Source organism: Chitinophaga sp. CF418, assembly GCF_900142925.1.
Taxonomy (GTDB): Bacteria; Bacteroidota; Bacteroidia; order Chitinophagales; family Chitinophagaceae; genus Chitinophaga.
This window is the reverse complement of sequence record NZ_FRCN01000008.1, coordinates 282,485-296,956: the sequence shown is the minus strand read 5'-3', so window position 1 is coordinate 296,956 and position 14,472 is coordinate 282,485. Positions and strand designations below refer to the sequence as shown.

7 protein-coding genes are annotated in these 14,472 nt (G+C 44.3%); all 7 read left to right on the top strand.

Annotation, left to right across the window (positions count from 1 at the left end; translation table 11 throughout):
* The first annotated feature begins 718 nt into the window (after positions 1-718).
* Positions 719-1,432 carry a hypothetical protein gene (locus tag F3I09_RS19105; protein ID WP_149696639.1) on the top strand — a complete coding sequence of 238 codons (714 nt, stop codon included), beginning with the start codon at positions 719-721 and terminating at the stop codon, positions 1,430-1,432.
* A 20-nt stretch (positions 1,433-1,452) separates the two neighbouring features.
* Positions 1,453-2,160: a hypothetical protein gene (locus F3I09_RS19100; RefSeq protein ID WP_149696638.1), complete on the top strand. Its 708-nt coding sequence runs from the start codon at positions 1,453-1,455 to the stop codon at positions 2,158-2,160.
* Between the two features lie 69 nt (positions 2,161-2,229).
* Entirely contained in the window at positions 2,230-4,629 is a 2,400-nt protein-coding gene (locus F3I09_RS19095) for a hypothetical protein (RefSeq protein WP_149696637.1), read from the top strand.
* 7 nt (positions 4,630-4,636) lie between these two features.
* Positions 4,637-5,734, top strand: a complete 1,098-nt coding sequence (locus F3I09_RS19090; protein ID WP_149696636.1) for a DUF928 domain-containing protein — start codon at positions 4,637-4,639, stop codon at positions 5,732-5,734.
* Positions 5,734-6,237 (top strand): hypothetical protein, encoded by a 504-nt coding sequence (locus F3I09_RS19085; protein ID WP_149696635.1) that lies wholly within the window; start codon positions 5,734-5,736, stop codon positions 6,235-6,237. The genes F3I09_RS19090 and F3I09_RS19085 overlap by 1 nt, the downstream gene beginning before the upstream one ends.
* Complete coding sequence (locus tag F3I09_RS19080; RefSeq protein ID WP_149696634.1) at positions 6,234-13,658, top strand: hypothetical protein; 7,425 nt, start codon at positions 6,234-6,236, stop codon at positions 13,656-13,658. Before F3I09_RS19085 ends, F3I09_RS19080 begins: the two co-directional genes overlap by 4 nt.
* A gap of 18 nt (positions 13,659-13,676) precedes the next feature.
* Positions 13,677-14,462: a hypothetical protein gene (locus F3I09_RS19075; protein ID WP_149696633.1), complete on the top strand. Its 786-nt coding sequence runs from the start codon at positions 13,677-13,679 to the stop codon at positions 14,460-14,462.
* Positions 14,463-14,472 lie beyond the last annotated feature (10 nt).

The following is a 14,472-nucleotide window of genomic DNA, read 5'->3' as shown; positions in this document are numbered from 1 at the left end:
AAATGAGTAGGGAAGTGCGCCGGGACTGTATACCGTGGGAGTTAGGAAGATGGGATAGTATTACACCAGCAGGTACGCATATTCAATGCGTACCCGGTATTTATCTTTAATTGAATAATCACTCATCAGCATGAAAATCAGATCGCCTTTAAAAAAAATGTCTTGATAATTTGATAAGAAATTTTCTAATATTAAGAATATTATTTTTCTTTGCAGTAAGTTAGTCAGTGTATACCTATGGTTAAGTCATAATGTTCGTATCTATCAAGCGTTGTTAACTACCCACATTTGTATTATGCGAATGCTTGAGGATTTCCGTACTTCAATGCAACAGGATTAAAGGTCCTGGATTACAACCTTATAAGCTGATCTACAATATTTTGTTAGGGACTCTATATCTATTACTGAAGGACAATGTCTTTCGTATACCTATGTGTGTTTCCCGGGCTTTTTTGACTTTGTCAATCTGATGTACAATGTACAAACGGCATTGCATTGCATGTAGTGGTGTGTCCTGAGGACATGGTAATGCCTGCTATTTTGAGATAGGAGACATTGCGGAGCAAGTCGAAAACTTAAGGGAGGGGTGCATAGATTAGCCCGCCCTGGCGGATTGCATGTTGGTGGCCCAGGGTGCAGCCCGGGGGGATTTAAGAGATAACAATTGGGACAATATATTTTAACAGGACAACTATTTGATTTTATAACAGTGATGATTATGAATAGTAAATCGGCGTTTGCTTTTTTTATATCCGGCGTATTTGCTTTGACTGCCCGTGCGCAGACCCCAACGCTTCAGGCAGTGACGGACGCGGGGAATTCAACAACAAAGAGTATATACCTCTGGAACAAAGATGGATTAAATATCGGTGTTGATGCGAGTACAGGTTATAGCACGGTGTCGCATTACCTGAGACCTTCACCAACAGAAACGAGAACGCTACGTTTCGATTGTACTTCAACTACAACAACGGGAGGCTGGGAATTTTATAATGCGGTGCAGGCCAGGTCTGTGATGTTTATTAAGCAGAGCTCCGGTTTTGTAGGTATCGGTACTACAGATCCTAAAGCAAGGCTGGCGGTTAATGGGGACATCTATGCGAAGAAGGTGAGGGTAACACCGGATGACTGGCCTGATTTCGTATTTGAATCCACTTATGAGCTTCCTTCATTGCAGGAGCTTGAGCGTTTTATCGCGGAGCATAAACATCTTCCAGGTATTCCTTCAGCAAAAGAAATAAATGAACAGGGACTTGACCTTGGGCAGAATCAGGCAAAACTGCTGCAGAAGATAGAAGAGATGACATTATATCTGATTGAGCAGAATAAAAAGTTTACGGCACAAGAGGAGTTGATGAAAGCACAGGATAAAACGTTTGCTGCACAGGAAGACCGCCTGAAAGAATTGGAAAAAAGAATAGATCATAAATAAGCGGGGCGCAAAGATTAGTTATGAATCGCAAGTTACTTTTCATATTTGGTTTGGTAGGAGCTGCTTTGACAGGGTACGCGCAGACTCCTAATTTGCTGGCAGTTACTACGGCGGGTAATACTACGACCAACAGTATTTCGGTCAGGAACCTGGAAGGATTCGTCTTTACCACTGATCCTGTGAATCAGGCACTCAAGTCACATTGGCTAAAAGGTTCTCCTGTAGATCCGGGAGTTGTACGTTTTGAGTGTACGTCTTCTGCTGCTACCGCGGGTTGGGAGTTTTATAATTCAGATCAGAATAAATCCCTGTTTTATATCAGGCAAGCTACCGGTAATGTTGGAATAGGCACGACTGATCCTAAGGTGAGACTGGCTGTAAATGGAGAAGCATTGGCAAAGAAAGTGAGGGTTACACCCAATAACTGGGCAGATTTTGTGTTCGATTCTTCATACCATTTACCCTCATTGCGGGAGGTAGAGCGCTTTATTGCACAACATAAACATCTTTCAGATATTCCTTCTGCAAAAGAGGTAGGCGATAGCGATCTGGAGCTTGGTCAGAACCAGGCGAAGTTGTTGCAGAAGATCGAAGAAATGACCTTATACCTGATAGATCAGGAGAAAGTGCTGGAGGAACGTGAACAAAGAATAAAGGAAAGGCAGCAATTGCTGAATGACCGGGAAAAGCGCCTGTCAGCGCTGGAGGCAAAAGTTGGAAGTGAGTAAGTAGAGGAGGGAAGTATTCTCTCGTATACCTATGTCTGTTTCCTGATACCTATTAAGAACTTTATCATTATGTATAAAATATACAAAAGGGCATTGCCTGTAATGGTGTGCCTTATGGCATGGCTGAAGCCTGCCGCTTTTGCTGACCCCTCCATACCCCTGATCTTACAGGATAGTTTACCCAATGATCTGGCTGCCAGAAGCCTGACGAATCAACCTGTGTTAAAATCGGCGGTTGTAAATGCTATTAATAATAAGGTAGCAGATCTCCATTCACCGGATACAACATTGCCTGCACTTCCTTTTGACAGGCTGGGATTATCCGGTCTTCATCAGGGAGCCAGAATGCAGTTTGTGCAGTATATGAAAGCCGGCAACACGGCTACAGGGATCGCGAAAATGCAGCAGATCTTCGATGGTATGAAGGACAGCACAAAACAGACACGATATATCGATAATAAGCTGCGTGGATTCTATGCATTGAAGGAAGGGCAACTCCCTGCAAATTTTACTTTGCCTGGTAAACCAGAGAACAAAGTGAAAGGTATCTCCTGGACCTCGACCTACAGTGATTCTACTGCGATGATGTCTGGCTGGTGGAATGAGGGAACAATACAGGATGTTTTTTCTGTAGGAAGTATTCCTTTTCAGCTGAATTATTCCACTTTGTCAGGATATGATTATACAAACACGGCTTTACAGGATGCTCATTTTATGAAGATATCCTTTGATCGTGAGGCATACCTGGAGAAAATCAATCAGCAATTACAGAAGAAATATGATCTGAAGAAATACTTCCTGGAAGATCTTGACGTGAAAAGCAGTATGAAAAAATATGCTGCAGATCAACTGTCTGCCATCAAGGGTAGTACAGACAGTCTGGGAGGAAAGTTATCTGCAGATCAACTCATGTATCTGGATAGTGCCCAGTTGAGGAATGTGCTGATCCGGAACCGGGATACATCTGCTACGTATTATAATAAGATCATGGCCTTGAAAAAGCAGCTGGGAGGGGTGAAAGAGATGAACAAGATGCTTGGAGGCCAGCAAAGGGTAAAGGGAGACATTGAAGGATGGCTGCAAAAGCCTGAGAATACCTCCCGGATAGCAGGAAATTTATTACATATGAGTCCATTGCAAAGGCTGATGATGAACATGAAAGATTTGAAGGTGGGAAGCATTGGTGCTAATGCCAGCAAGGGGTCCTTATCTGATCTCTTCATGACGGGTGCCGCAGGTTCCTTTTTGAAAGGCAATAAGTTCATCATGCTTGCGACAGGTAAGAGTAATGAATTAGGTGTCCAGGATGTTGGTTTGCAATCGGCTACAGGCCATGGCAGTTACGGCATGCAGTTTTTACGTCTTGGCCGCGGAGATATTGGTAACAAACAAAGCCATGTTTCGGTGTTAAATGCCAATGCTAAACCACAGCGACAATATGGATTCAATACAGCAGCTATCAGCAGGAACGTGTTCGTAGGATCTGTTTCCCAGCAATTAAGCCTGGGTGAATTGGGAACGCTTGATTTTGAGCTGTCCAAATCCTCCAGTCAGTTTGGTAGTGGTGGCAAGGACGCAGCAGCAGTTTCTAAATCTGCCGCCGGGCAGTTCCTGGATGATATATGGGCTACTGCTTCTATCGGAATGGCATATAACGGAGATGTAAAGAAAATAGGGCTTACCCATAAAGTCTACTTCAATTACGCAGGCCTGGGATATGTGAATCCAGGTGCACCATTTGCCAGCCGGGGAACATTACAGTATGGTTTTCTTGTGAAGCGCAGCTGGCTGCGTAACCGTGCTACTGTCAGCTTACGGACGGATATCCGCGATCTGGCAGTGTCACCATTGACAGACAATAAACGTAAAAGTCTGCAATATGCTTTGGATGCGCGTTACCGGTTTACCCGCCGCTTTACGCTTAGCATGAACGTATTGCAGAATACTTTGAAAGAGAATACTGATGCTGGAAAGTATACCGCCTTCCTCAACAGGAAGATATCTTTTACCAGCCAGGCGAATGGTAAACTAGCCGGTAAATCTTTTAGCAATAACAGCAGCCTGGGTCTACAGCAGCTGAATTATTTGCAGCCCGATGCGCCGGTGAAAAGCCTGTTCATTAACGCGACATCTATGCAAACGTGGATGGCGGGACCAGGTATGGTCATGGTCAGTGCTTTATATAGCCGCGATGTAAATAACGCTGCTGTATATAATAACCTGCTGAATACAGAAGCGGGTTATCAGTATCTCCTGTGGAAATTATCCTGTAACAGTTCACTCATCTATATGGATAGTAAGGATGTAGTAACACAGATCGGCCTCCGTCAGCAGGTTGCGGCGCAGCTTTTCAAACGTTGGAGCCTGAGCATTTCCGCTGATGGTCGTCAGAACCTGAGAAACACCACTGCCAATTATTACTATGGCAGATTTAATACCGCAATGTCTTTGCATTACCAGATAAACTAACAGCAATATGAAAGGATATAAAATATTATTGACAGGGCTGTTACTGTGTGTGTTGTTGCCCCTGAAAGCGCAGATCACATTTTCGTTTATGCCTGAGATCCAGGGACGCACACTGGAGAATGTCTATAAAGTGAGAATGAGTAATCCCGCCGCCCGGCAGACGGTCAATCTTGTTATCAATATTACCGAAGCGAAATCCGGGGCAGTGGCAACCATTCGTACCAACGCTTTTGAATTGATGCCGGGTATGAATACCGTTCCTCCGGGAGCTGTGTACAATGCAGGTGTATCGTTTGGTAGCAGCAGGATAGCCACTGTGGTAAGACAGAGTGGTTTCTTCCCCGAAGGCGACTATGATTATTGCTTCCAGCTGTATGAGGGTAACAGTCATAACACTGCTCCGATTGAGGAACAATGTTTCAGTTATAATCTGCAGCCATTCAGTGCTATGCAGCTGATACAGCCTTACGATGGCGATAAGCTTTGCGACAAACGTCCCACATTCTCCTGGCAGCCATTGGTGCCTGCTGTTAATGGTGTGATGTACCGCTTATTGCTTGTTGAGGTAAAAGAAGATCAGCAACGTGCGGAGGCGCTGCGCATGAACCTGGCTATTATTAACCAGCGCCAGATCCCAATGCCAATACTATTATATCCTTCACTGGCCAACGAGTTGGTAGAAGGTAAGAAATATGCCTGGCAGGTATCTGCGTACAAAAACGACCTGCTGCTGGTAGAATCAGAAATATGGGACTTCACGGTAGCGTGTGAGAAACCACCCGTTGATCCGGTTCCGGATGCATTCAGAAACCTGGAAGACCTGACTAAAGGGAACTTCTACATCGCCCGCGGACAACTACTGTTTGCATTCAATAATACCTATGCGGAGACTAAGCTGCAATACAGTATTCACTGCCTGACGAAACCGGACCAGCAAATAAAGAAACTGCCGACCGTGAAGATTGGTAGAGGAATGAACCAGGTGGTGATCGATTTGTCTGGCAAGAGCGGTTTTGTAGATGGCTATTTCTATATCATGGATGTGAAGTTGCCATCGGGAGAGCAGAAACAATTGAGATTTATTTATAAACAACCTGAGGAGTGATGATAAAGCATTTTATAGCCGGATGTTTCATACTGTTAGTTTGTGCCTGTGGCGCCAGCAGGAAGGAAGTTGTGCAATCCATGAAGGATAATGATCTGGTGCAGGAGAAAACTGTCAATGATTATGTATTCAGATTGCAATACATGCCATCTGTGCAGGGAGCAGGAGACGATACTTCTTTGGCATACTTCCGTTTGAATGTCTCTAATAGCGGCGGCGTCCCCATGAAGGGAACAGGTGATCTCAGTTACAGCTATGGGCTGGATACGCTTTTTTCGCTGGTAAATGCTGCAGATACTATTAGCGCTGTAGACATCACACGTATTGCCAACGGCACTGTCAACGGCGTAGAATATATGCTGGTTTTTGACCGTGCGAAGGTATATGCAGAACCGGATTGTAAACTTTTATTCAGGGACTGGCTGTTCACACACCAGTTCATTTCCTTCCCGCTGAAGGGAAGTGCTATTGCCCATATTGATTCTTTAAGTCAGAAGATATGATGATCAGAAATGCGCGTACCCGTGTACGGATCGCTTGCTTTTTTCTTGTTTTGTTATTAGTGCAGGGGCTGACGCCCACTGTAGCCTGGGCTTTGACCTCAGGCCCTGTGCAACCCGAAACTAAACAGTTTCAGGCTGCAGGGACCAGTGATATGGTGGACCTGTTTACAGGTGATTTTAAGTATAACATTCCATTGCTTGATGTAGGAGGATATCCTGTGAACCTGAACTATCAGGGAGGGTCAGGAATGGATGATGAGGCCAGCTGGGTGGGACTTGGCTGGAACCTGAATATGGGAGCAATGAACCGTAATATCAGAGGGATTGCTGATGATGCGAATGGTGATACTGTAACAACCGAGAGCTACATGAAGCCGAAGATCACAGGCGGAGGGAAGTTGACACTGCGGGGCGAAATTTTTGGCAAGGGGATTCAGGGCTCATTATCGTTAGGGGTATTTTGCGACAACTATACGGGGTATGGTGCTGAAATTGGGGCCAATGCTGGTGCATCATTGTCATTAGCGAACTGTGGCCTGTTAACAGCGGGCGTTGGCGCGGGTGTAGGGCTGACATCCAGTACAGCAGATGGTGTTTCTGTTACTCCGAATATTTCTGCATCACTCAGATATATTATGAGCGGAGGGAACACGGCTTCTGCTTCAAAGTCATTAAGCCTTGGGTTTAATACGAGGGAAGGGTTAAAGGGCTTAACGCTGAGCACCTCTTATTCCATCAACGGGACAAGGAATTGGCTAGAGGATAAAAACCGCCATATAACGGTGCACAGTGAAAGAGGTTCTACATCAGGTGAACTTTTCAGTTCATCTATCAGCTATAATGCGCCAGCTTTTTATCCCAAAAGCAATATTACTTTTAAGTCGACAAACTCAACATATAGTGGAGACATTGGTGGCACGGCCGTTGGTATTTTCACTGGGGCTGGCGTAACGGGATATAAAACAAAACGTGAAGTACTGGACCGGACGAAAGCGAACAGGGCCTATGGCCTTCTTTATGCAGAGAAAGGCTCAAACATTCCAGATGCAATGATGGACTTCACGCGGGAGAAAGACAATCCTGTGATCCCTGACATGAATAATCTCGCATTACCAATCACAACCCCTGATATTTTTTCTTATAGCAGTCAGTTGGGAGGAGGACAGGTTCGTTTATACAGGCATAGTAGTGGCGTTGTTTTCGATAACGAAACAAAAGATATTTCCGACAATAAGTCCTTCAGCCTCGAATATGGGGCGGGAGCTTATTTTCATGGTGGAACCTCCGTATATCAGCAGGATATTACCAACATAAACGGTAAGTGGACAGAGGATAATGGTTTTCTTGGGAAGGGAGATTTTGCCCCAAAAAGTACGTTGGAGGAAGAACCGGCATATTTCCAGCAGGTAGGAGAGAAACATGTGGACGATCCAGCCTTTTTGTCCAGAATACTGGGAGAAGATCCTGTCAGTGTTCCTTTATCAGGAAAAGTGGCGGAAGGTAAATTAACTTCGACAATATGGGGAACCGTAACCTCTGATTCGGCATATAAAAAGGTTGGAAGGCAGGTGCGCCGTGCTGCTGTGACGTATCTGACGGCCAAAGAGGCACGTTTTGCAGGGCTTGACAAAGTGATCAGAAGTTATGACCTGAATAGAAAGGATAGTGGAAAATTTAATCCGAAGCCTTGTAATGCTATGTCATACAAGGAGATGTCGAGGATAGATACGGTCCGTAAAACACATCATATTTCTGAAATGTCCGTTACAGGAGATGATGGTAAGAGAATGGTATATGGAATACCTGTTTATAATAAACGGCAGGATGAATACACATTTGCAATGCCCGCAGGATCTACTGTTGATCAAACCACTAATCTGGCAACATTTGGTCTGACAGGCAATGAGATTGATTATCGTTCATCAAGTGCTACTGATCAATATTATCATAAGGAATCCCAGCCTGCATATGCCACCTCTTATCTGCTTACGGGCATACTCTCGCCGGATTATGTAGATATGACAGACGATGGTATCACGGAGGATGATCGGGGAACTGCTTTCAAATTCAACTACTCTAAGCTGGAGAAGGATTTCCATTGGCGTACACCATACGGAAAAGATCCTAACCAGGCGCAATTTAACCGTGGCTTAAACGCTGATCCGGACGATGACAAAGGGTCATTCGTATATGGTGAAAAGGAGTTGTGGTATTTGCATTCCATTGAGTCTAAAACAATGATCGCATATTTCATTACGGAAGATCGTGAGGATGCGCTTGGCTGTAATTGGTTGGGAGTGAAGGACACTACTGTTAAACAGCAATTACTGAAAGAGATCAGGTTATACTCAAAGAATGATCTGACCACGCCAATTAAGACAGTCGTGTTTTGCTATAACTACGACTTATGTCCTGGTGTACCTAACTCGGGAAAGAATGGAAAATTGACCCTGGAAAGAGTCTATTTCAAATATGGCAGTTCGGATAAAGGGAAACACCATCAATATGTGTTTACATATAATGAGGGACAAAACTATGCGTATCTGTCAACAGACCGCTGGGGTATGCTTAAACCGGTGGGGACAAACAATAAGGATGGTTTTGGCGATTTAAGAAGTGATGAATACCCTTATAGCGCACATGATAGCACTGATGCAGCAGCGAATGCAGGCATGTGGCAACTGAGTAAAATTGCACTACCTACAGGAGGCGTCATTGAAGTCAAGTATGAGTCAGACGATTATGCTTATGTACAGGATAGGAAGGCGATGGATATGAGTGCAATACAGGCAATGTACGATGAGGATGGAATCCAGACTGATAATCTGCTAAAGGCAAAGACTTTTGATATTAAGATCGACGATAAGCAGTTTAGTACAACAGATAAACAGGAATTCCAGGATAAATGCCTTAATGGAGAAGATTATCTCTATTGCAAACTGTTTGTAAATGTCACAGATGAAGTTTCGTCAACCAGTGATTCGAAATATGATTTTATCCCCTGTTATGGAAAGATAAAGGATGCAAAAGTAAGTAATGGAATAGCCAAAGTAACATTTGAGGATGACACGGAAGGAGGGGTGAAGGTTATTCCATTTGCCAGCGCGGCATGGCAAAGGATGAGATTGGAGTATCCAAGATATGCTTATCCCGGATATAAGAGCCGTGTCACTGATGATAAACCGGTTACTGCTATCGTAACAGCAATTGCTAATGCTACTTCCAATCTCTCTGAGCTGAGAGAAAACTTCAATAAAAAGGCTTTGCGGAAGAAGTTTGCAAGTAAAGTAAAGCTAAATAAGAGTTTTGCACGTATTGTGAAACTGAACGGAAGGAAATTAGGGGGAGGCCTTAGAGTAAAGAAAATAACGATGTCAGATGAGTGGAACAGCATGGTAAGTGGGGAGAATCAGGCACTTTATGGTCAGGAGTATGAATACACAACATGGAGAGGTGATGCTGTGATCAGTAGTGGTGTTGCCTCTTATGAACCTGTCGTGGGAGGAGATGAAAATCCGATGCGCCAGCCGATTAAATATACCCAGAAGGTAAAATGGGCATTGGACAACTTCTTCTATCTGGAGGAACCATTGGCGGAGTCCTTATATCCGGCGCCGGTTGTTGGATACCGGGAGGTAAGGGTTCGTAATCTTGGAGCAGGAGGAAACGCTGACCAGCAAAATAAAACCGGATGGCTTAGCTACGAGTTTTATACAGCGAAAGAATTTCCTGTATTCGTACAACAAACCGGAATACAGAAGTATCTGCATAAACCCAAATCCTGGTCTTCATTTTTTGGAGGTAATTCCATTTATGAGCAGAGTATGTCTCAGGGATATGTGGTTTTCCTGAATGATATGCATGGAAAGGAGAAGGCGGAAAGAGTGTTTAATCAATCTGGTCAGGAAATTTCGTCCTCTGAGTATTTCTATAATGCAGAAGAATCCGGAGGTACACAAAGGCTTAAGAATATAGTGGACGTAGTCGACAATACAGGCACGATCACGAAAGGTCAGACCATCGGCCGGGAGATCGATATGATCACAGATATGCGTCAGTCGGAAATGAAGAATAAAGGAAAGAGTATTAACCTCGGGGTGGATGTGATCCCTTTTTATGGTTTCCCGCTGCCTCTACCACATTTCCCCTGGGCGCAGAATGATGACTACCGTTTATTCCGTTCATCAGCTGTACTGAAGACGGTTCAATACTATGGATTGATCAGTAAGGTGGTGAAGCGGATAAATGGCTCCACGAGTACAGCATCCTATTTGGTCTATGATAAATATTCCGGAGAGCCTGTTTTAACCCAGTCAGCGAACGAATTTGATGATCCTGTTTATACCGTGAATGTCCCTGCTTACTGGATGTATAGCCAGATGGGTATGGCGTATAAAACCCTGGGGACAGCATTCACAAATTTTGATACTGATGATAATGGCATTCCAATGGCTGAATTCAGACCATACCTGACAGCGGGAGATGAGCTGATAAATGTCAACACAGGATACCATACCTGGGTGATTAATTCTACCGATGGAAATGGAGTGAAGTCTCTTCGCCTGATTGAGAGAACAGGTAGATTGGCCCGTGCACAGAATGGACTGGTAAAAATTTGCCGGTCAGGGTATCGCAATTTGCTATCTGCGCCTGCTACTGCCATTACAAGTCTCGAGAACCCTATTGTTAATAATAAGCTGAAGTTTTTAAGTAATGAGGACCTCTCAGGATATAAGGTCTTAAATGCCACTGCTGTTTTGTATGATGAGGCCTGGGGACAGGCAACGGATTGTAATTACAAAAGCTGTCCTGAAGGCTATGAAGAGCGTGAAGATGGTATATGTTATAAACCGGGTATGGTCAATAGCGCCTTTACAGACACTATCCGGCCGGGAGGCTCTTCGCCGGACTATGGTAAACAGGGGGCACACTTCTATGAGTTTAATAATACGCAGAATATAGGCACAAGTGGTGCTGCTTATTGGCACTCAAAGCTGGATAGCGTTGGTATCTGGTTGCAGGGATTGCCCGATAGCCGCTGGTGGGGAGCAGAGAAATTGCTGACCCTGCAATCGGAAAAGGATGTATTTGTTGGTATCGCCGGTACTAAGAAAATAAGAATTCTTATCGATGGAGTAAAAGTTGCCTGGTCGGAAGACATTCGCGTGGAAAGCTATGAAATATGGGCATTGGTAAGGTACCATTTATCAGCGGGCAAACATAATATTCGTGTTGAAGCCTGGGCGGATGACGGACGCACGGTTGGAGCGGAAATATACACCGCTGATATGAGTACCCTGAATACTGGTGTTAAGGAGGCAATTGATCCTTCAATTATATTTTCAACGGCCAGATTAAAGGGTGATCCTAACGTGTACCTGTATGAACTGGATGACAACGGCAAACGGGTAAATGGTAACTATATATGCCCTGATGGTGAAGAAATCAGCATAATGAATGGTTATCCGGATTGTGGCTCAAGGGAGAAAGGATCATGTCCTGAGGGATATACAAAAAGCCCTGACGGACAATCATGTATACCGATTGGCGCAGCAGAAGATACAGATGTTGGGTTGACAATAGCAGAAGGCAATGAACTAGACGTTTATACGAAACAAGGCGCCATATTTCATGATGCAAATGGAAATGAAGGAACGAGGGTGGCGAATTCATTCTGGGGCTTTGGAGGAAGTTGCGGAACATCAACTGGCAGCAGCTTTGCCCGCATAGCATCTTCCGAAAAAACGGATGCTTCTCTGACCCCGGCAGATACTGCTGCAACTACATCCAGGTTGGCTATGGTTGCTGTAAGCTCCGGATACTGCGGTCGCCTGAACAAAACGGGCATATGGCTGCAGTCGTCCTATGATAATCAATGGATAGGGGTTAATAACTGTCTGAACGTACCTGAAAGCAAGACTTATTATCTCGGTATGGGAGCAGATAATCAGGTGAGAGTGTTGATTGACGGCGTACTTATCAAAGAGGTGCTGATGAAATGGAATGGGGACAATGAGCCTTATCTCGACTGGAAAGTATATCCTGTTTATTTAAGCGCAGGACGCCATACGCTGACAATAGAGGCGATGAATAAAGAAGGCGATCATGCAGTTGGAGTGGAAGTATATAACAACACACTTACTCAGCTTGTGAATGCTGCTGCTGAGTCAGATGTTAATAAAATATTCTCCACCGAAACAATGCTTGACGGCAAGCCAAGAGATACATATGTGAAGAATACCTCCGGAGAGATTGTGAAACGCCGTTTCTCCTGTCCTCCGGGTGCGATGGACCTGTGTTCAGGCAATTTAGGCTGTCCGGCGATTCCTATTAATAGTGCGATCAACCCATATCTCTACGGATATCTGGGTAACTGGCTGCCATATAGACAGATGGCATGGCTTACAAGTCGCTCAGGTCAGGATCTGGTTACTAATACTACCGGTAGTGCAGGCCTTCGCAGGAATGGTTATTATGAGAAGTTCTATGCATTCTGGGTATACAATAATGGCTGGAGTATAGCAACGAACATTGAGTGGGTAACATCAAATACAATGACGATGTATGATAAATATTCCCAGGATCTTGAGAACAAAGACGCATTGAATCGTTACAGCGCGGCGCGTTATGGATATAAATCCAGCCTGCCGGTGGCAGTGGGTTCAAATATGCGCCAGCGGGAAATATTTTATGACGGTTTTGATGATTATAAGTTCAATGATCAATGTGTGGGTGTAAGACCATGCGAACCAGACAATTTCAACATCAGGAATGTGCTGGGAGATGGTTATGCAGATAAACTGGATGATCAGGATGCACATAGCGGTAACTATAGCTTAAAGTTGAATGGGGATATCGAACTGAAGGCTAATGTTTTCAGGAATGAACATACACCGGGTATTTACATCGCTAATAACACAAAAGGTGAATATTATCAGAGAACGGACGGCTGGCTCGGATTAAGAGGATTCAACCCGGTGACAGGCAATAAGTATATTTTCTCTGCCTGGGTGAAAGATAGTGATCCATCGGGCACTGGTACTGGCATTACATTGAAGGTGAATAACCACGATGTTACAACGCTGAAAAAGAAAGCTGTTGTAGAGGGCTGGAAACTGGTAGAAGGTACATTGGATATCCCGGCGTGGACCTTAGGTAATCAATTGGAAGAGATAACGGTTGTATTGACTGGTAATGGCGTGAAAATAGATGATATCAGGATATTCCCATATGACGGACAGTTGAAAACCTTCACATATGACGACAAGACGCAGCGGGTAATGGCAGAGATGGACGAGAATAACTATGCCACTTTCTACGAGTATGATGACGAGGGTACATTGATCCGTGTGAAGAAAGAAACCGAAAGAGGTATTATGACAATTAAAGAAAACCGTTCTGCTTATCGTAAAGCTAACTAGTGAAAATATTGCTATACCATGAAATTAAGTGCTAAATATATAAAGATCCTTATACCTGTGGGTGTGTTACTGATTGCCTCAGGTGCATTTGCTACTATTCCCGGTTTCCGGGAATGGTTTGGCCCCAGGCTTCCCAAAAAGGAGAAGAGGATTGTGATCAGTGAAAATGACAAACAACAGAAGGCTATCATCAGCGAGCTGACAAAGCTGTTGCATGCGATGGATACTGTTACCTACATTACTATTGCAGGAACAATGGATGCGCAGGACCTGGGAGACGAGAGTAATAACATACAGGGTGATTTCTGTTACACCCGGCAAGGCAATCAGGGATATTACCAGTTTGGTGATAATGAAATGGTATCATTGACTGACGCCTATATCGTTGTCGCACATGATATGAAGAAGATATACGTGTCTGAACCGAAAGAAGTGGTAAATCCGGTTAGAATGTCTGCTGATATGGAAGCAACCTTTTTGTCGAGGGAAACATACAATGTAACACGTACTGCAGACGGTCCGCTTACGCAAATTTCGCTGGTCAATAACAGACATGCCAGCTGTCGCGAATACCGTGTTTCTTTTGATAGTGCGGGCGTCATCCGGCGCGCAGTAATGCGTATGTCAAATCCAATGGAGATGGAAGATTTGTCGAAGGATAGATTATTGAAAGTGACTGTCCGCAGTTTTGAACCTGGAGAGGTGAGGCAGGACCTTTTGCGGATGGAGCGTTATGTGACGATGAATAATGGAGAGCTGGCGCCTTCAAGGCGATTGAAAGGATATGAATTGATTAAAGACTAGTGTTAACCTC